This is a genomic window from Amycolatopsis sp. H20-H5, from assembly GCF_035828755.1.
Taxonomy (GTDB): Bacteria; Actinomycetota; Actinomycetes; order Mycobacteriales; family Pseudonocardiaceae; genus Amycolatopsis.
The window spans coordinates 1-18133 of record NZ_JAYMZS010000150.1 but is presented as its reverse complement, the minus strand read 5'-3'; the positions used below and the strand labels follow the sequence as shown (position 1 = coordinate 18133).

15 protein-coding genes are annotated in these 18133 nt (G+C 68.1%); 8 read left to right on the top strand and 7 right to left on the bottom strand.

Features of this window, described 5'->3' with window-relative positions; genetic code table 11:
• Window positions 1-96: 96 nt before the first annotated feature.
• The 3 genes from QMK34_RS42330 to QMK34_RS42320 all read right to left on the bottom strand — a co-directional run bounded on the left by QMK34_RS42330 (window position 97) and on the right by QMK34_RS42320 (window position 3903).
• Window positions 97-573, bottom strand: a complete 477-nt coding sequence (locus tag QMK34_RS42330; RefSeq protein WP_326420471.1) for a hypothetical protein — start codon at window positions 571-573, stop codon at window positions 97-99.
• Window positions 574-811: 238 nt separating this feature from the next.
• Window positions 812-2359 (bottom strand): hypothetical protein, encoded by a 1548-nt coding sequence (locus QMK34_RS42325; protein WP_326420470.1) that lies wholly within the window; start codon window positions 2357-2359, stop codon window positions 812-814.
• A gap of 173 nt (window positions 2360-2532) precedes the next feature.
• Entirely contained in the window at window positions 2533-3903 is a 1371-nt protein-coding gene (locus tag QMK34_RS42320; protein ID WP_326420469.1) for a cystathionine beta-synthase, read from the bottom strand.
• 168 nt (window positions 3904-4071) lie between these two features.
• Between QMK34_RS42320 and QMK34_RS42315 the strand changes: the two genes are divergently transcribed.
• From QMK34_RS42315 to QMK34_RS42300, 4 genes are all read left to right on the top strand, one after another.
• On the top strand, window positions 4072-4737 hold the full coding sequence (locus QMK34_RS42315) for a DUF4232 domain-containing protein (protein WP_326420468.1): 666 nt from the start codon (window positions 4072-4074) through the stop codon (window positions 4735-4737).
• 117 nt (window positions 4738-4854) lie between these two features.
• Window positions 4855-6075, top strand: coding sequence for an acetyl-CoA C-acetyltransferase (locus QMK34_RS42310; RefSeq protein ID WP_326420467.1), 1221 nt, complete (start codon window positions 4855-4857; stop codon window positions 6073-6075).
• A gap of 60 nt (window positions 6076-6135) precedes the next feature.
• Complete coding sequence (locus tag QMK34_RS42305; protein ID WP_326420466.1) at window positions 6136-6792, top strand: hypothetical protein; 657 nt, start codon at window positions 6136-6138, stop codon at window positions 6790-6792.
• Complete coding sequence (locus QMK34_RS42300; protein ID WP_326420465.1) at window positions 6792-7034, top strand: helix-turn-helix domain-containing protein; 243 nt, start codon at window positions 6792-6794, stop codon at window positions 7032-7034. The genes QMK34_RS42305 and QMK34_RS42300 overlap by 1 nt, the downstream gene beginning before the upstream one ends.
• Window positions 7035-7393: 359 nt before the next feature.
• On the opposite strand, the gene QMK34_RS42295 is transcribed toward QMK34_RS42300, so the two are convergent.
• From QMK34_RS42295 to QMK34_RS42280, 4 genes are all read right to left on the bottom strand, one after another.
• A complete protein-coding gene (locus QMK34_RS42295) occupies window positions 7394-8926 on the bottom strand; it encodes a DHA2 family efflux MFS transporter permease subunit (protein ID WP_326420464.1) in 1533 nt (510 codons plus the stop codon).
• 159 nt (window positions 8927-9085) lie between these two features.
• Complete coding sequence (locus tag QMK34_RS42290; RefSeq protein WP_326420463.1) at window positions 9086-10354, bottom strand: YeeE/YedE family protein; 1269 nt, start codon at window positions 10352-10354, stop codon at window positions 9086-9088.
• 150 nt (window positions 10355-10504) lie between these two features.
• Entirely contained in the window at window positions 10505-11044 is a 540-nt protein-coding gene (locus tag QMK34_RS42285) for an LppU/SCO3897 family protein (protein WP_326420462.1), read from the bottom strand.
• Window positions 11045-11395: 351 nt separating this feature from the next.
• Window positions 11396-12235 carry a Bax inhibitor-1/YccA family protein gene (locus QMK34_RS42280; RefSeq protein WP_326420461.1) on the bottom strand — a complete coding sequence of 280 codons (840 nt, stop codon included), beginning with the start codon at window positions 12233-12235 and terminating at the stop codon, window positions 11396-11398.
• 328 nt (window positions 12236-12563) lie between these two features.
• On the opposite strand from QMK34_RS42280, the gene QMK34_RS42275 reads away from it, so the two are divergent.
• The 4 genes from QMK34_RS42275 to QMK34_RS42260 all read left to right on the top strand — a co-directional run bounded on the left by QMK34_RS42275 (window position 12564) and on the right by QMK34_RS42260 (window position 18104).
• Entirely contained in the window at window positions 12564-14099 is a 1536-nt protein-coding gene (locus QMK34_RS42275) for an MSCRAMM family protein (RefSeq protein WP_326420460.1), read from the top strand.
• Window positions 14100-14124: 25 nt separating this feature from the next.
• Window positions 14125-14826, top strand: coding sequence for a class F sortase (locus QMK34_RS42270; protein ID WP_326420459.1), 702 nt, complete (start codon window positions 14125-14127; stop codon window positions 14824-14826).
• A 142-nt stretch (window positions 14827-14968) separates the two neighbouring features.
• Window positions 14969-16960 carry an SDR family oxidoreductase gene (locus QMK34_RS42265; protein ID WP_326420458.1) on the top strand — a complete coding sequence of 664 codons (1992 nt, stop codon included), beginning with the start codon at window positions 14969-14971 and terminating at the stop codon, window positions 16958-16960.
• A 133-nt stretch (window positions 16961-17093) separates the two neighbouring features.
• Complete coding sequence (locus QMK34_RS42260) at window positions 17094-18104, top strand: cell division protein DivIVA (RefSeq protein ID WP_326420457.1); 1011 nt, start codon at window positions 17094-17096, stop codon at window positions 18102-18104.
• Window positions 18105-18133 lie beyond the last annotated feature (29 nt).

The window sequence follows — 18133 nt, the reverse complement described above, 5'->3', positions numbered from 1 at the left end:
ACTCAACGGCACCAACGCCATCAAACGAACGACCGAACGGATCGCCCGCAGCCCACTCAGAGCGCTCGCTATCATCGCTACCGTACGCAACCAATGTCACTCAACGTGATCTTGCCTTTGCCGTGCCTGGGGGTACGCCTGCAACACCGGCCTTCGGTACCGCAAATGCCGGAAGGTGACCGGCAGCGCGGCCAGCACCAGGACGAGTGGCGCCGCGACGACGACGATCGCGCGGTCCACGGCGGCGAACGTCTTGACCGCGAATACGGTCTCGAAATAGGAACCGAATGGCAGGCCGTAAGCGACGGTGGACTCGATCAGAATGCCCGCGATGGCGAGCAGAGAACCGAGCACCAGAAGAATTGCGCCGACCAGCGAACGAAAGAGCGTCGCCACCGCGCCGATCAACAAAAACAGTGCCGCACCAAGGAAAATAGCGAGATCGACGAGGTTCGACGCCGGCAGATCACCGAGGCTGAAGCCCGAAGGAATGTCGATGAACAAATTGACCGGGACATGGCCCGCGGCGAGTGCGACGACGAATCCCAGTAGAGCGGCGAGGACAGCTGTCACGCCCGAGGGTCTTCGCGGTGGCGGCTGGCCGGGCTGTCCGTAGCCGAGCATGGGCGACTGCCCAGGATATGGGTACGGACCTGACACGACTCCCCCATCAGCCGGAAGCGGGATTCTCGGCGCCCACCCTAGCCCGCGAAACCCGGCTGTGGCTCGCAAATGGTGGACGTCGGTGAAAAAGGTGCTGCCCCCGGCCGGTGAGGCCGGGGGCAGCACGTTTTCTACTCAGCTCTGTGGATCACCACTGCTGGGGCGGCTGACCGAACCCGCCACTGGGCGGACCCTGCTGCCCCGGCGGCGGGCCGTAGCCCTGCGGCGGCTGACCGGGCTGCTGGCCCGGCTGGCCGAAACCACCCTGTTCCTGCGGCGGCTGGCCGTAGCCCGGCTGCTGCTGGCCATAACCCTGCGGGGGCTGGCCCGGCTGGGCGAACCCGCCGCTCGCCGGGTTGGCCCCGCCGGGCTGGCCGTACTGACCCGGCTGACCGTACTGGCCGGGCTGCTGACCGGGCTGGCCGAAACCACCCTGCGGCTGACCGTACGGACCGGGCTGCCCCGGCTGGCCGGACTGACCCGGCTGGCCGTACGGACCAGGCTGGCCGAAGCCACCCTGCGGCGGGCCGCCGAAGCCGCCCGGCGCGCCGGGGTTGCCGGGAGCGGTGGCAGTGGCGCCACCGAGACCGACGAGCTTCGCGGTCGCCGGGATGAGCGCCAGCACACCGACGACGAGGATCAGCACACCGAGGATCAGGTGGCCGATGCCCATGCCGAGGTTGGCCGAATCGCTGCCGGGCATGTTGGCCAGCTCGGGCTTCAGGGTGCTGCCGTTGAGCAGCAGCACCGCGAAGACCGCCATCAGCACGCCACCGGCGGCGATGGCGATCGGCACGATCTTCCGCAGCCCGGCGCCGAGCTTGCCCGCGAGGGCGAGGCCGACACCCCCGGCGAGCGCGATGACCGCGCCCACCAGGATCAGGACGACGTAGAAGGTCAGCGTGCCGGGCGAAGCGATCCCCGACTTCTCGTAGAAGGTGTCGACCGCTGCCTGGGGCACCGTGTCGATCAGCTTCGAATAGTCGCTGATGTCACCGAGGTTGACGAACGAGATGATCAACGAGATCAGCGCGAGGAGCGCGACCACGCCACCGGCGGCATAGCCGAACAGCGCGTTCCCGCCGCCACCGGCCGCGGGCGAAGCGCCGTACGGAGCCGGAGCGCCGAAGCCCTGCTGCGGGGCGCCGTAGCCCGGAGGCGCACCGCCGAAACCGCCCGGCTGCTGGCCCTGCGAGGGATCGAAACCGCCCGGCTGGCCGAAGCCCTGCGGTGGCTGCCCGAAACCTTGCTGCTGGCCGAAGCCCTGCGGCGGCTGCCCGTATCCGCCCGGCTGCTGCCCGAAGGCCGCGGCCGGGTTGTCCGCCGCGCTCGGCGGCGGGGCGTACGGAATGGCGGCAGGCGGCTGGGAGCCCGGGGGCACCAGCTGCGTCGAGTCGGCGCCGGGGCCTTCGCCGGGCTGAACCGGCTGTACGACCTGAGTCGCGTTGGCGTCGCCGGGCTTCACCGGCTGCACCACCTGAGTCGGCTCCGGAGTGTCCCCGAACTGGCCACCCGGCGCCTCACCGTAGGGCTGCTGCCCGTACTGCGGCTGCTGCGGAGGCTGGCCGGGCTGCACGACCTGGGTCGGCTCCGGCGAGCCGAAGGGGTTGTCTTGCTGGGGTTGGGGGCCACTCGGCGGGCCCTGAGGTGGCTGGCCGCCACCCCAAGGCTGGTTTGGTGGCTGCGGAGCACTCATTTGGGTCTTGAACCCCCTTGACGAGGACAGGAAAGGTCTACTCAGCCTTAATCTATCGCGCCCGCCGGATTCGCGCTGGCAGGGCGCGGTGACGCCCGGCCGCAGAGCTGGCGAAAGGGGACTTCTACTGGGTTGAACCTGGTGGAAGTCCCCTTTCGGCGAGCTGACGCCGGTCAGCGACCAGCGAGGAACCCGAGCAGGTCGTGCCTGGTCACGACACCGGCGGGCTTGCCGTCGATCAGGACCAGCGCGCCGTCCGCGGTGGACAGCGCGCCCATCGCGGAGCTGACCTGCTCGCCGGCGCCGATCGTCGGCAGCGGCGGAGACATGTGCTGCTCCAGCCTGTCGGCGAGCTGCGCCTTCCCGGTGAACAGCGCGTCGAGCAGATCCCGCTCGTTGACCGCGCCGACGACCTCGGCCGCCATCACCGGCGGTTCGGCGATGACCACGGGCATCTGGCTGACGTTGAACTCGGAGAGGATCGCCACCGCTTCGGCGACGGTCTCGTTCGGGTGACTGTGCACGAGGTTCGGCAGCAGCCCGCTCTTCTTCGTCAGCACGTCGCCCACGGTGGCGCCGGACGAGTCGGGCGGCAGGAAGCCGTACGAGGACATCCAGTCGTCGTTGAACACCTTGGTGAGGTAACCGCGGCCGCCGTCGGGCAGCAGCACGACGACCACGTCGTCCGGGCCGAGTCGCTCGGCGAGCTTCAGCGCCGCCGCGACCGCCATCCCGCACGAGCCGCCGACCAGCAGGCCCTCTTCCAGCGCCAGGCGGCGGGTGGTCTCGAAGGAGTGCGCGTCGGAGACCGCGATGATCTCGTCGGCGATGTCGCGGTCGTAGGTCTCCGGCCAGAAGTCCTCGCCGACGCCCTCGACCAGGTACGGACGGCCGGTGCCGCCCGAGTAGACCGAGCCCTCGGGGTCCGCGCCGATGACCTTGACCCGCCCGTCGCTGACCTCCTTGAGGTAGCGCCCGGTGCCGGAGATCGTGCCGCCGGTGCCGACGCCCGCCACGAAGTGGGTGATCTTGCCGTCGGTCTGCTTCCACAGCTCGGGCCCGGTCGTGAGGTAGTGGCTCTCGGGGTTCGCCGGGTTGGCGTACTGGTTCGGCTTCCAGGCGCCCTCGATCTCGCGGACCAGCCGGTCGGAGACGTTGTAGTAGGAGCCGGGATGCTCCGGCGGCACGGCCGTCGGGCACACCACGACCCGCGCGCCGTAGGCCTTGAGCACGTTGCGCTTGTCCTCGCTGACCTTGTCCGGGCAGACGAACACGCACTTGTAGCCCCTGCGCTGGGCGACCATGGCCAGCCCGACGCCGGTGTTGCCCGACGTCGGCTCGACGATCGTCCCGCCGGGCTTCAGCTCACCGGACTTCTCGGCCGCCTCGATCATGCGCAGCGCGATGCGGTCCTTGACGCTGCCGCCGGGGTTGACGTATTCGACCTTGGCCAGCACGAGTGGCTGTAGGCCCTCGGCCAGCGCGTTCAGCTTGACCAGCGGGGTGTTGCCCACCAGGTCCACGATGTGCTCGACGTATTCCACGGACGCCAGCCTAAACGGCCTACCAGGGTTCTTGTCCACTCAACCCGGGCCGCCGGGAGGTTGTTCGTGAGTGGTTCAGACCTCAGTTCGATCACTCGGCCAACTTCACGGACGGGGAAACGTCCTGTGCATGAGGGTAGAGATCAACCAACCAGGGAGGCAGTACTCATGAAGTCGACATACCGCGCCATCACCGTCGGTGCGTTCGCGCTGGTCAGCGGATTCGTACTCGCGGCCTGCGGCGCCACCTCGCAGACTCCCGCCGCCGCGGCCGCGGCCTCGACGTCACTCTCCCCGTCGGCCGCGCCCTCGGCCGCCCCCACCTCGTACCCGGCGGCAACCCCGGCCTCACCCGCCGAAGTCACCACGAACACCCCACGCTGCGCCACCAGCGCCCTGTCCGTGAAGGTCGGCGCCCCCACCGACCACGGATCGGTCCCCAACCTCGGCGAAGGCCAGGTCGAGGTCCCGCTGGTGTACACCAACACCTCCGCCGCCACCTGCGACCTGCACGGGGTTCCCGGCGTGGATCTGAAGGGCCCGGCCGACCCGAACGGCCCGGTGTACTCACTCACCCGTGTCGACAACGGCGACAAGACCGACCCCGTCGCACCCGGCAAGACCGCCACCGCGCACCTCATCGTGCTCAAGTACACCGGAGGGTCCGAGGGCAGCCTCGGCTCCAAAAAATGGGTGCCGACCACGCTGATCACCATCCCGCCGGGGCAGACGACCCCGCTCAGCACCCCCTGGCCCCAAGGCCTGTCCGTGCTCCGCCAGGACTCCGCGACCCATCCGGGAACCTACGTCCACGGCCTGACCGCCCACCCCTGAACGAGGTTCCCGGAGTGTTCCGGGTCGCGTTCGGGTTTGCCTCGGGCGTCACAAGCGGCAGGATGGTGAGCAACCGCTTAGCGACCCGAGGCTGTGCAGATACAAAGGAGTGCCTTCATGCCCGAAGCCGTCATCGTCTCCACCGCCCGCTCACCGATCGGCCGCGCCGGCAAGGGGTCGCTGGTCAGCCTGCGCCCGGACGACCTGGCCGTGCAGATGGTCCGCGCCGCGCTGGACAAGGTCCCCGAGCTGGACCCGACGCAGATCGAAGACCTGATGCTGGGCTGTGGCCTGCCCGGCGGGGAGTCGGGCTTCAACATGGGCCGGGCGGTCGCTGTCGCCCTCGGCTACGACCACCTGCCCGGCACCACGATCACCCGGTACTGCTCGTCCAGCCTGCAGACCACCCGGATGGCGCTGCACGCGATCAAGGCCGGTGAAGGCGACGTCTTCATCTCCGCCGGCGTCGAGACCGTCTCCCGCTTCGCCAAGGGCAGCTCGGACTCGTGGCCGGACACGCACAACCCGCTGTTCGCCGACGCCGAGAGCCGCACGAAGGCCACCGCGGAAACCGGCGCCGACAGCTGGACCGACCCGCGCGAGAACGGCAACGTGCCGGACGTCTACATCGCGATGGGCCAGACCGCGGAGAACCTGGCGCGGCTGAAGAACGTCTCCCGCGAGGAGATGGACGAGTTCGGCGTGCGTTCGCAGAACCTCGCCGAGAAGGCCATCGCGGACGGCTTCTGGGCCAAGGACATCACCCCGGTGACCCTGCCCGACGGCACGGTGATCTCGAAGGACGACGGCCCGCGCGCCGGCGTCACCGTAGAAGGCGTTTCCGGCCTCAAGCCGGTGTTCCGTCCCGACGGCCGGATCACCGCCGGTAACTGCTGCGCGCTCAACGACGGCGCGGCCGCGGTGGTCATCATGTCCGACACGAAGGCGAAGGAGCTCGGCCTCACGCCGCTCGCGCGCGTGGTTTCGACCGGCGTGACCGGTCTTTCGCCGGAGATCATGGGCTACGGCCCGGTCGAGGCGTCGAAGCAGGCGCTGAAGCGCGCCGGGCTGTCGATCGGCGACATCGACCTGGTCGAGATCAACGAGGCGTTCGCCGCGCAGGTCATCCCGTCCTACCAGGACCTGGGCATCGACCTCGACCGGCTGAACGTCAACGGCGGCGCGATCGCGGTCGGCCACCCGTTCGGCATGACCGGCGCGCGGCTCACCTCGACGCTGATCAACTCGCTGCAGCACCACGACAAGCAGTTCGGCCTCGAGACCATGTGCGTCGGCGGCGGCCAGGGCATGGCGATGGTGCTCGAACGCCTCAGCTGATCCCCACCCTGTCCATATCGACTATCGATGTTATCGTTCTTCGATACATCGATAGTCGATATGGACGGTGGTGCGGAAGATGCCGACGAAGTGGACCTCGCTCAGGTTCTGACCGGCGTGGCCAAGGTGTACGGCTGGATCATCGCGCCGATCTTCACCTTGTACGTGCTCTTGCAACTGACGGGCGCCGGGCTGTTCGGCCGCCCCCGCGTCGACCTGTGCGTCAGCGCGGGCAGGACGGTCGCGGCGGACACGGTGGCACCCCCGCCGCTGTCACTGGCGCGGGGCGCGACCGCCTCGGCGAGCCGGGTCGTGGACGTCTGCACCGGCTCCCCCAGCCAGTGGCAGTCGATAGAAAATCTGGGAACCAAGCTGACCATGGGCCTGTTCGGAGTACTGGCACTCCTGTTCCTGCTGCGCTTCCTGCGAGCGGCCGGGGAGAATGAGGCGTACTCACCGCAGGTGCCGGGCAAGCTGCGCGTCCTGGGCTGGTTCCTCCTGATCGGCGGCCCGGTGGCCGGACTCCTCAGCGGCCTGTCAACGGCGGGCCTGCGTACGGGCCTGCTACCCGAAGCGGAGTTCTGGTCGAACTTGGTCGACGACTGGACGGCGGCACTCCCGTTCTGGACGGTCTTCACCGGCTTCGCGGCCCTGGCTTTCTCCCGCATCATCCGCACCGGCGTCCGCATGCACGAGGATCTGGAGGGCACCATCTGATGCCCCCGGAAGAACCCCACGGCATCTCCGTACACCTCGACGACCTCCTCGCCGAGCGCAACATGACCCTGACCCAACTAGCGTCCGAAGTGGGCCTAACAGTAGTAAACCTGTCAGTGCTGAAAAACGGCCGAGCAAAAGCAATCCGTTTCTCAACCCTCTCCCGCCTCTGCGACATCCTCAACTGCCAACCCGGCGACCTCCTAAAAACCCCCCAAAAACCCCTAACCCCACCCACCTAAAAAACCAAGACCAACCCCAAGACCAACCCCAAGACTTTACGGTGTGCGGAACCGCCAAGACTTAGCCGCGCCGGTAGCGGTTCATCCAGACTCGCCCCCGACACGCACCACTAAAACTCGGCCACCGCTGTTTGCCGGGACCACAGGGTCTCCGCGAGCTTTGCGAGTGGAGACTTCACCGCCGCGCGCCCTCTTTCAGGCCCGCCAGGGCCTCCCAACTCGCGACGGCAGGTCGCCCCCTTGCAAGCAAAAGCCGCACTTTCGTACATGGTCAGGGGCGACCTGGCGGCGCGAGTTTGTAAGCGCGCTGGCCAAAAAACACAGGCTTCTAGCCGCACCTCAGGACTAAACCAAAAAACCTAGTGAACACCAACCCCCCGCGCAACATCCACAGTCTCGTCGTCAGCCGCCATTGGCGCCCGATACTTCGCCATAAAAAACACCGGAACCAAGCAAAGCGCAAGCAGCACAACGGCCCCGATGAACGTGGTCCCGAAAGAATCCGCCGCCAGCCCGGCGGCAGCCCGACGAGTCTCCGGGTTCGCGACCGCGGCAGTCGCGGCCAGCTGGCCCTCGTTGGTCGGGACGCCGAACTTCCCGGCGAGCAAGGCCGCCAGGACGATCGAGAGCCCGGCGGTGCCGACCGCGCCGGAGGTCTGCTGGACGATTGTCGAAGCCGTCGATGCCCTGGCCATGTCCTTGGGCAGCAACGATTGCAGGGCGGAGGTGGTGATGGGCATCATCGTGGCGCCGAGGCCGAGCCCCATGACGAACAGCGCGCCCAGCAGCAGCCAATACGGTGTGTCGGCGCCGACCTGGGTGAACACCGACATGCCGAGGAGGATCAGCAGCAGGCCCGGCAGCACGATCCGGCGGGCGCCGATCTTGTCGACCAGCCGCCCGGTGAGCGGCATGGTGATCATCGCGCCGAAGCCCTGCGGGGCGAGCAGCAGCCCGGCGTGCAGCGCGGATTCGCCGCGGACCAGCATGAAGTAGTTGGGCAGGAAGACGCCCGCGCCGAAGAAGGCGATGCAGAACAGCGACATCGTCACCATCGCGATGGTGAACGGGCGGTTGCGGAACAGGTTCAGGTCGATCAGCGGGTTTTCCATTCCGCGCGCCCGCAGCACGAACGCCACCAGCAGCGCGAGCCCGGTCAGCGCGGGCAGCCAGACCTTGACCGAGCCGACGCCGCCTTCGGACGGGATGTTGGAGACGCCGAAGATCAGCGCCGCGAGCCCGGGGGAAACCATCAGCATCCCGACGAAGTCGAACCGTTCGGCCGGTTCCGGCTTGTCCTTGGGCAGGACGCGCCACGCCAGGAACATCGTGAGCACGCCGATCGGCACGTTGATGTAGAAGATCCAGCGCCAGCTCACCGCGTCGACGAGCCAGCCGCCGAGGATCGGGCCGCAGATGGGGCCGAGCAGCATCGGGACGCCGAGCACGGCCATCACCCTGCCGAGCCGTTGCGGGCCCGCCGTCCTGGTCAGGATGGTCATGCCGGCCGGCATCAGCATGCCGCCGCCGAGCCCCTGCACCACGCGGAAGATGATGAGCGACTCGACGTTCCAGGCGAGCCCGGCCAGCATCGAACCGATGAGAAACAGTGAAATCGCGACCAGGTAGAGCCGCTTGGTGCCGAAGCGGTCCGACGCCCAGCCGGTGACCGGGATGACGGTCGCCAGCGCGAGCATGTACCCCGTCGCGACCCACTGGATCGTGTCGAACGAGGTGTGGAAGTCGAGTGTCAGCCGCTGGAGCGCGACGTTGACGACCGTGGTGTCCAGGATCGCCATGATCGCGCCGAGCACCACGACGCCCGCGACCTTGAGCACGGCGCTGTCGAGCTTGCCGCCGTCCGGCGACACGGCAGGCGTTTGCGTAGACAATGAATTCCCCGTTCGGACGCTCCCCCAAGCACACGCGGCGACCGCGCGGCACGAACTCGGCTCCGAGAATAGCCGAGTGGCCGCTTGACCTGCCAACGATTTCTCTGTCGGCAGACGCTGTCGTTCGTGAAGGCCGCCTTGAGGGCGTCAGGGTCCCTTTCAGCAGATGCTGTCGGTGGGAACGGGGTTCGCGAGGCCGAACAGGGGACGCAGCTTCAGCCCGATCCAGGTGCCGCCGAGCGCGAACACGCCCCACAGCCAGCCGTGCAGACTGCCGACCGAGATGCCGCCGAGGTAGGCGCCGATGTTGCAGCCACCGGCCATCCGCGCGCCGACGCCCATCAGGATCCCGCCCACCACGGCGGCAAGCGCGGTGCGCCACGGGATCGAGCTGTGGATCTTCCACGCGCCCGCCGCGGCCGCCGCCACCGCCGCGCCGATCATGATGCCGATGTCGGTGAGGCTGTTCTTGTCCTTCCAGACGGTGGTGTCCAGCGAGGTGGCGTTCGCCTTGATACGCCAGAACTCCCAGCTCTCCGGGTGCTGCCCGAACAGCTGCAGGAGCTTCGCGCCCCACAGGCTGAACGCGCTGGTGACGCCCCAGATGCCGCCGGACACCAGGAAAACCGCCCCGGCGAGCGCGCCGAGCACGAGCGCGCCGACGAGGATCGGCCAGGAGCCGCGGAAGATCCGCGCGAAGCCGTGCGCGGTCGGGACGACATCCACCGGCGGCGGGGTGCGCCGCTTCTGCACGACCCTGGTGACCAGCACGATCCCGAGTAGCACGGCGACCGTGATCGCCCACGAGCCGAACCAGCCGACGTGGTCCGCGAGCAGGACGCCCTTGAACTCGGGCCAGCCGCTGAGCAACGGGTATCCCCAGGTGTAGAGCACCGAACCGGTGATGAACCCGCCGAGCGTCAGCACGATCGCCGACTGCCCGGAGCCGACGGCGAACAGCGTGCCGGAGGCGCACGCGCCGCCCAGCTGCATGCCGATCGCGAAGATCGTCGCGCCGACGAACAGCGACAGCCCCAGCGCGCCGGCGGTCGGCGCCGGTTTGCTGCCGAACAGCCCAGTGCCGGTGCCGACGATCAGCGCGATGAGGGTGGCCGCGGTGCCGAGCAGCAGCGCGTGCGCTCGCAGGCCCTGCCCGTTGCCGACGGCGATCAGCTGCCGCCAGGCCGAAGTGAAGCCAAAGCGGGAGTGGAACAGCGCGAGCCCGAGTGCGAGCCCCAAGATCAGCAGGACCCCGAACTTGGCGCCGTACGAAGCCCAGACATACGAGGTCAGACCGGCCGCGAGGGCTCCGGCAACGGCCAGCGGCACCACCTTGACGGGGTCTTCCGGCCGGGGCGCGGGCGCGGCACAGGAGGTCGGGAAATCGAGCAGTTTCTTTTCACCGGCCAGGGATTCGGTCGTCGCCACCAGTACTCCAGGTCTTGATCCGCGGGGCAGGACGCCGAAGGTTATGACCAGTGACCGGTTGGTCGCAGCCCGTCCCACGGAGTGCGACGAATGGCCGCAAAAAGGGCGTCCGAATGGCTCCGGACGCCCTTTTCGGTGAAACAGGCCCAGCTACTTCTCGCTCTTGACGCACATCGTGGTCGCCGGCTGCGGGTACACCGCGGCGCGCGTGGCGTCCGTACCCTGGCAGATATTCTCGTCGGCCTGACCTTCGACGATCTTGACGAACTCCGCGTCCTTGGTCGGATCGGAGCACGGCACCTTCAGGTAGCCCGCGGTCTTCGAGGTGAAGTTCGCAAAGCAGTCACCCTGTTTGGCATTGATCATCAGGCAGAGCTTGTAGGAGCTGCGCCCGGTGACCGAGTATTCGTCGTAGTCGCCCTTGGGACAGCTGTCGTTGCCGCTGTCGAGCTTGACCGCGATCTTGACGTTCGCCTTCGGGTCGCCGCACTCGGCCTTGGCCGGGTCGGCGTTGTCGTTGAATTCGGTGATACTCAGGCAGTCGCCCGCGTTGGAACTCGCCGGGGTCGTCGCGAAGTTGACCACGGCGAAGATGCCGCCGACGACGAGGACGAGCACCGGGATCAGGATTCGCAGGAACCGAAGCTTGGACTTCTTCGGTGGCGGACCGAACCCGGCGGGCGGACCCATCGGCGGACCCACCGGCGGCGGACCGTACGGACCCTGCTGGCCCCCGGGCGGCGGACCGTACTGGCCCGGTGCGCCGTAAGGAGCGCCCTGGGGCACGCCAGCCCCCGGCTGCGCGCCGTATGGCCCCGGCTGACCCACCGGCGGTTGGCCCCCAGGGGCCGACGGAGGGGGAACGCTCACTGTGAACCTCACAGTTGTGAAGGAAGACGTGAAGGAAATAGGACCAGCACATCAAACACACCAGGCCACCAGAAGCGTGATCGGGGCCACCAAATGGGTGAAAAACACACAAGATGGGCGCTCTGTCAGTGACAGAGCACCCACCTTGTGAGGTCTTGCTGGCCCGAAAGGCTAATCGCGGAGATACGACAGCAGTCGCAGGATCTCCAGGTACAGCCACACGAGCGTGGTCATCAGGCCGAAGGCGACGTACCAGGCCCACTTCGACGGGACACCCTCGCGGATCATCTTGTCGGCCATGTCGAAGTCCAGCAGGAAGCTGAACGCCGCGATGCCGATCACCACGAGGCTGAACAGGATCGCGATCGGGCCGCCGTCACGCAGCGGGTTGAAGCCGAACATGCTGGTCACGAGGTTGACCAGCATCAGGATGCCGGCCCCGACCACGGCGCCGATGATCCACTTGGTCAGCTTCGGGGTCACCTTGACCGCGCCGGTCTTGTAGACCACGAGCATCGCGATGAACACACCGGTCGTGCCGATCAGCGCCTGCAGCGCGATGCCCTTGTAAAGGATCTCGAACAGCCCGCTCAGCGCACCGAGGAAAACACCCTCGGCCGCCGAATAGGCCAGCGTCATCGGGGCACTCGGCTTCTGGCGGAAGATCATGATCAGCGACAGGACGAGACCGACGATCAGGCCGCCGATCAACGCGCCGATCAGCGCGCCGGAGATGCCGGTGACCCTGCCCGACACGCCCACCACGAGCTGGGTCTGCGCCCACAGCGCGGTGACCACGCCGACGAGCAGTGCGACACCGAGGCTCATGCCTGTCTTGATGACGACGTCGTCGACGGTCATCGGCCGGTCGTCGGCACCCGAAGGAGCCTGCGGCTGACCGTATCCGGGCACGCCGCCCTGGGGTTGGTTGAAGCCTACGTTGGGCCCGTACTGGCCCGCGGACATCCCGCGGGGCAAGTTGCGGAACGCCGGATTGCTACTGGAACGCACCTGATCCTCCTGGACCTACTGGCACCTACATCGGGTTCAACGACGGCGTGGGCCGACCGGTTCCCGCCGGGTAAAGACGACTTTACCCGTAGTCCCGGATCGACCGGCACCTCTACACCGTATGCGTCGGAGATCACGACCGTTCGTCGACCGCCAACCCGATGGTCTATTGCCAGGAGGAAGGATCACTTGTCACCCTCACCAGGCGTGTTCGAACTTTCACCGAACGCGTGTCGGGGTCCCTATCGATCGTGTGAGCTGCAGCAACGCAAAAGGCGTCGCTGCTGTGTCACCAATAAGGCCGGCACGGCCAAGGAGTCAACACACCATGGGGTGGTCTACACGCCCGCGTGCAGGAATGCGCGCCATCACCGGCCTGGTAGCCACGTGCCTGCTCGGCGCGCTTTCGGTCACCATCGCGACGCCAGCGGCGCACGCGGATCCCCAGCAGGGAATCGGCTTCGCCATCAAGCCGGGCCAGGACATGTCGTCCCACACGCCGACTCAGAACTGGCTCGGGTCCTACCTCGTCAACGGGCACCAGGTGTTCTGCGTGAGCTTCCAGCTCACCGCGCCCGACAGTGGCGAGGTCTACAAGCCCGGTGACGAGCTGAAGACCAAGTGGGGCACGCCGCTCGAGAAGGACAAGGCGGCGAACATCTCGTACCTGCTGCTGCGCTACGGCGACACGAAAAAGCCCGAAGAGGCCGCCGCGCTGGCCCACCTGCTGCACTCGTGGACGTCCGCGCCGCGTGCGGGCAACGGTCCCGACGGCAAGCCGTACGACGACCTCAACAAGACGCTGGGCCCGGACAAGATCGGCTACGACGTCGACTTCCACCTGACCTCGCTCAAGGCCCAAGACGCCTCGGCGGCGACGGCGGTGGACCGGCTGACCAAGGACGCCGTGGCCAACCGCGGGCCGTGGACCAGCGCGGTCACGCCGCCGAAGGCCGACCAGAACCTCGGCACCCCGGCCGCGTGGACCTTCACGGTCAAAAACGCGGCGGGTAAGGGGATGGCGGACGTGCCGGTCAAGCTGACGGCCACCGACGGCACCATCGCCGCGGCCAAGGCGGACACGAAGGCCGCTGGCCAAGCCGCTGACCCGGCCTCGGCCAAGAAGACGGACACCACCGCCAAGGCCGAGGGCAAGAAGGAAGTCACCCTCACCACCGGTGCCGACGGCACGATCAAGGTCGACCTCACCCCGACCGGCGACGCGCCGAAGCTCGTGGGCTCGCTCTCGGCACCCGCGGACAAGCCCTACGTGCAGTTCCCGGTGCGGACCGGCATCCAGAACGTGGTGTCGACGGGCGGCGAGAAGGCACTGACCGCGCAGGGTGCGGTGAAGGTGAACAAGCCGGGCAAGGTGCAGGTCACCAAGACCGACGCCAAGACCGGCAAGGGCATCGCCGGGGCCGTCCTGCGGGTGACCGCCGAGGACAAGACCAAGCCCGCCCTCAGCCAGGACGGCAAGCCGCTCAACGGCGCCGACGGCCAGCCGGCCGTGGTCACCACGGCGGGTGAGACCGGCGTCGTCACCGTGGAGAACCTGCGGACCCCGCAGAAGATCTGCGTGGTCGAGGTGAACGCGCCGCCGGGCTACACCAACGCGTTCGATCCGAAGAACCCGCCGTCGGCCTGTGGTGAGGTCAAGCCCGGCGAGACCCTCGCACTGACCGTGTCGAATACCCCGAACGAGGTACCACGGACGATCCCCGCCGGTGGTACGCCGACAGTGATGGCCCAGGGTGTGGTGGAGACCAGTGTGTCCACCCCGGGGCTGCTCGGGCTGGGCGTGCTCGCCCTGCTGGGTTCGGCGCTGGTCGGTGCGGCAGCGCGGCGGTCGTCGCGACGCTGAGGAACGGACAGCTGAGGACAGACAGATGTCAACAAGACGCCGGCTTTTTCCCGGCTTCGTGCTGGGCGCGGCCGCGGTGGTGGCCGTGGAACTCGTCGCGGGCCTGATCGCGTGGCCACCGACGTCGACCGTGGCGGGAACGGCTCAGCCCGTTGCCGCCGCGGTCGCGGCGCCGGTCGCCCGGCCCGCTCAGCAACCCGCGACGCCGACGCCCGCGGCGCCATCAGCGTCGCCGCCACCGTCGTCGCAGCCGCCCGCACCGCAGACGCAGGTGGAACCCGTGGCGACCCAGCGGCCGGGCACGATCCGGCTGCCTGACGGCGGGACGGCGTCACTCGAGCGCAAGGACCTCGGCCCCGGCGCCGCGCTGCCGATCCCGGAGAACCTGGGTGAAGCGACCTGGTGGGGCGCCGAACTGGACGCGGCCACCGGGGCGAGCGTGTTCGCCGGGCACGTCAACTGGAAGGGCGCGACCGGACCGTTCGCGGAGCTGTGGAACGCCCGGATCGGCGGCGAGGTCACCGTGATGGACGCGGCGGGCAAACCCTGGCGCTACCAGGTGTCCCAGCTGATCACGCTGCACAAGGACGAGCTCCCCCAGCGCGCGAACGAGCTGTTCGGGCAGTCCGGCGCCCATCGCGTCGTCCTGGTGACCTGCGGCGGCCGCTGGATCGGCGGCGCCGAGGGCTACGCCGAAAACCGCGTGGTCATCGCCGACTCGCTCTAGCCACTTCAGGACTTACGCGCACATTTTCGCGACTGTCGCGTTTGTGACCGGCGAGTAACTCCACGTACGGCGCTGTGGTCAGGAAAGCGCCTATGCAGCAGAATGCACAGGCGGATCAGCGGCGACAAGACTAGGGGTACTGATGGCGACCTTCTTCGTGACCGGCGCGACCGGCCTGATCGGCCGCCAGTTCACCCAGCAGCTGCTGGCCGGGGAGAGCGCCGACGAGGTCGCGCTGCTCGTGCGCGCGTCCTCGCAGGAGCGGCTGGCGAAGCTGGTCGCCACCTGGCCGCACCCCGAGCGCGTCAAGCTGGTCGTCGGCGACCTCGGCGAGCCGCTGCTCGGCGTCGGCGAGAGCGACCGCGAACGGCTGCGCGGAGTCGACCACATCGTCCACCTCGCCGCGCTCTACGACCTGACCGCCGACGACGAGGCCAGCATCAAGGCCAACGTCGAGGGCACCGGGCACGTCATCGAACTCGCCGCCGACCTGCGCGCGGGCTGCCTGCACCACGTGTCCTCGGTCGCCGTCGCGGGTGACCACGACGGTATGTTCACCGAGGAGATGTTCGACGTCGGCCAGCGGCTGGTCACGCCGTATCACCGCACCAAGTTCGAGGCCGAGAAGCTGGTCCGCGAGCAGCACGAGGTCCCGTGGCGGGTGTACCGCCCCGCCGTGGTCGTCGGGCACTCCGAGACCGGCGAGATGGACAAGATCGACGGCCCGTACTACCTGTTCCCCGCGATCAGCAGGCTCGCCGGCCTGCCCGACGTGCCGATCGTCGGCCCCGGCCTCGGCGACACCAACGTCGTCCCGGTCGACTACGTCGCGAAGGCGCTGCTGCGCCTCGCCACCACCGACGGTCTCGACGGCCGGGCGTTCCACCTGGTCAGCCCGGAACCGCAGTCCGTGGTGTCGGTCTACAACGCCTTCGCGAAGGCCGCCGGCGCGCCGACGATCACCGTCCAGCTCAACGAGCGGGTGTCCAGGGGCATCGTGGGCCTGGTCAAGCTCAGCGAGCACATCCCCGGCTTCACCATCGCCCGCGACGCCGTGATGGAGCGCCTCGGCATCCCGCCGGTGCTGCTGGAGACGATGGCCTTCCCGTCGGTGTTCTCCTCGGCGTCGACCCGCAAGGCGCTCGCCGGTTCGGGCATCGACGTCCCCCGGCTGGAGGACTACGCGGCCACCCTGTGGCGCTACTGGCGCGAGCACCTGGACCCGTTCCGCGCGCGTAAGCACGGCCCGCGCGGCGAGCTGGACGGCCGTCGCGTGATCATCACCGGCGCGTCCTCGGGCATCGGCCGGGCGACGGCGCTGAAGGTCGCCGCCGCCGGTGGCGTCCCGCTGCTCGTCGCCCGCCGCCAGCACGAGCTCGAAGAGGTCCGCGACGAGATCATCGCCGCGGGCGGCACGGCGTCGGTGTACCCGGCGGACCTGACCGACGAGGAGTCGGTGCACAAGGCCGTCGACGCGATGCTCGCTGAGCACGGGCGGATCGACATGCTGGTCAACAACGCCGGGCGCTCGATCCGGCGCTCGATCAAGCTGTCCTACGACCGGTTCCACGACTACGAGCGCGCGATGGCGATCAACTACTTCGGCGCGGTCCGGCTGATCCTGGCGGTGCTGCCGCACATGTCCGAGCGGAAGTTCGGGCACATCGTGAACGTGTCGTCCATCGGTGTGCAGGGCATCGCGCCGCGCTTTTCCGCCTATGCCGCGTCGAAGGCCGCGCTGGACTACTTCTCGCGGATCGCCGCGACCGAAACCCACGGTGACGGGATCACCTTCACCACCATTCACATGCCGCTCGTGCGGACGCCGATGATCCGCCCGACCAAGATCTACGACGCGTTCCCGACGAAGTCGCCGGACCAGGCCGCGGACATGGTGATGAAGGCGCTGCGGGAACGTCCCAAGCACATCGGCACACCGGCCGGGCAGGCGATCGGGCTGGCGTACACGCTGACCCCGGGCCTCACCGATGCCATGGCGTATCAGGGTTTCCGCATCTTCCCGGACTCAGCGGCGGCCGGTGGCAGCGGCGGGCTGAAGATCGGCAAGGGCGGCGAGCACCTCTCGAAGGCCGCCATGACGCTGGCGAAACTGAGCCGCGGCTTCCACTGGTGAGCCCCGAATTGGTGACACTACGCACACGGGTTGCGGCTATTCAGGGGACGATCACCAGGTGAAAGCCGACACGCGTCGGTGAATCACCAAGCCTGACGACAACGACACCCCGTGCGCAGGTACGGTCAGGCCCATGGTTCCCGAGCGAGACTTGCACCCCGAGAACAACGGTGGCCTGCTGCCTCTTCGGCGCGAGTACACCCAGGCATGGCACGGTTTCGACCGCAACGAGGTCCGGCAGTACCTGGATCACCTCGAAGCGCAGCTGCGCCGTGTGATGGCTGATCGCGATTCCGCGATGACTCAGGCGGGCACAATGTCCCGTGAACTCGAGAACGCGCGTCGCGAGCTGGCGAGGTCGCAGGCCCGCATCGAGGAGCTGAAGAAGCCGCCGGAGCGGCTCGAGGACCTCGACGAGCGGATGCAGCGAACGGTCACCCTCGCGCACGCCCGAGCGGACGAGATCACCCAGCGCGCCCAGGTAGCAGCCGAAAAGCACTGGGCGTCGTCGAGCGAAGCATCGACAAAGCTACGCGACCGCTACTCCCGCCTGGTGACAGAGCTGGACAAGCAGGCCGACGCCCTCCACTCCGAGCACGAGGCCGCCCTGGTCGAAACCAGGGCCGAGGTACAGCGCCTGACGGTCGAGGCAGCCCAGCGCCGCGAAGTGCTGGACAACGAGGCAGAGCGCAAGCGCCGAACAATCGAGCGCGAGTTCGAAGCCTCAATGACAACCCAGCGCAACGCCCTCGACAAGCACATAGCCGACCAGCGCGCAGCCAGCAAGAACCAGGCGGAGCGACGCCTAGCGGAGGCGACAGCCGAAGCGAAACGACGCCTGGACGAAGCAACAGCCGAAGCGAAGCGAAGGCTGGACGAAGCAACCACAACAGCCGCCCAACGCACAACGGCAGCCAACCGCAAGGTAGAGCGCCTGGCCGAAATCCGCGAGCAGGCCCGCAAGAGCCTCCAGCAAGCAGACGAGGTCCTCAAAGGCAGCGAGTCCCTCCTAGTACCCCTGCCCGAGGAGTCAGTAATCCCCCAGGCAACAAAACTAGTAGGCAACGACACCAACCCCGACCCCACCGAGCCAAAACCCAAGCAAAACGGCCAAAAGCCAACCCCAGCCAAAACCGCCTCATAACCCCCCACTCCCCACCCCACCCCCACCCC

What these genes read in the sequence shown, in the direction of transcription:
- QMK34_RS42260 (WP_326420457.1), top strand. Translation starts at nt 17,094, where the DNA reads ATGGTTCCCGAGCGAGACTTGCACCCCGAGAACAACGGTGGCCTGCTG.
- QMK34_RS42315 (WP_326420468.1), top strand. Translation starts at nt 4,072, where the DNA reads ATGAAGTCGACATACCGCGCCATCACCGTCGGTGCGTTCGCGCTGGTC.
- QMK34_RS42270 (WP_326420459.1), top strand. Translation starts at nt 14,125, where the DNA reads ATGTCAACAAGACGCCGGCTTTTTCCCGGCTTCGTGCTGGGCGCGGCC.
- QMK34_RS42275 (WP_326420460.1), top strand. Translation starts at nt 12,564, where the DNA reads ATGGGGTGGTCTACACGCCCGCGTGCAGGAATGCGCGCCATCACCGGC.
- QMK34_RS42305 (WP_326420466.1), top strand. Translation starts at nt 6,136, where the DNA reads ATGGACGGTGGTGCGGAAGATGCCGACGAAGTGGACCTCGCTCAGGTT.
- QMK34_RS42285 (WP_326420462.1), bottom strand. Translation starts at nt 11,044, where the DNA reads ATGGGTCCGCCCGCCGGGTTCGGTCCGCCACCGAAGAAGTCCAAGCTT.
- QMK34_RS42265 (WP_326420458.1), top strand. Translation starts at nt 14,969, where the DNA reads ATGGCGACCTTCTTCGTGACCGGCGCGACCGGCCTGATCGGCCGCCAG.
- QMK34_RS42310 (WP_326420467.1), top strand. Translation starts at nt 4,855, where the DNA reads ATGCCCGAAGCCGTCATCGTCTCCACCGCCCGCTCACCGATCGGCCGC.
- QMK34_RS42325 (WP_326420470.1), bottom strand. Translation starts at nt 2,359, where the DNA reads ATGAGTGCTCCGCAGCCACCAAACCAGCCTTGGGGTGGCGGCCAGCCA.
- QMK34_RS42300 (WP_326420465.1), top strand. Translation starts at nt 6,792, where the DNA reads ATGCCCCCGGAAGAACCCCACGGCATCTCCGTACACCTCGACGACCTC.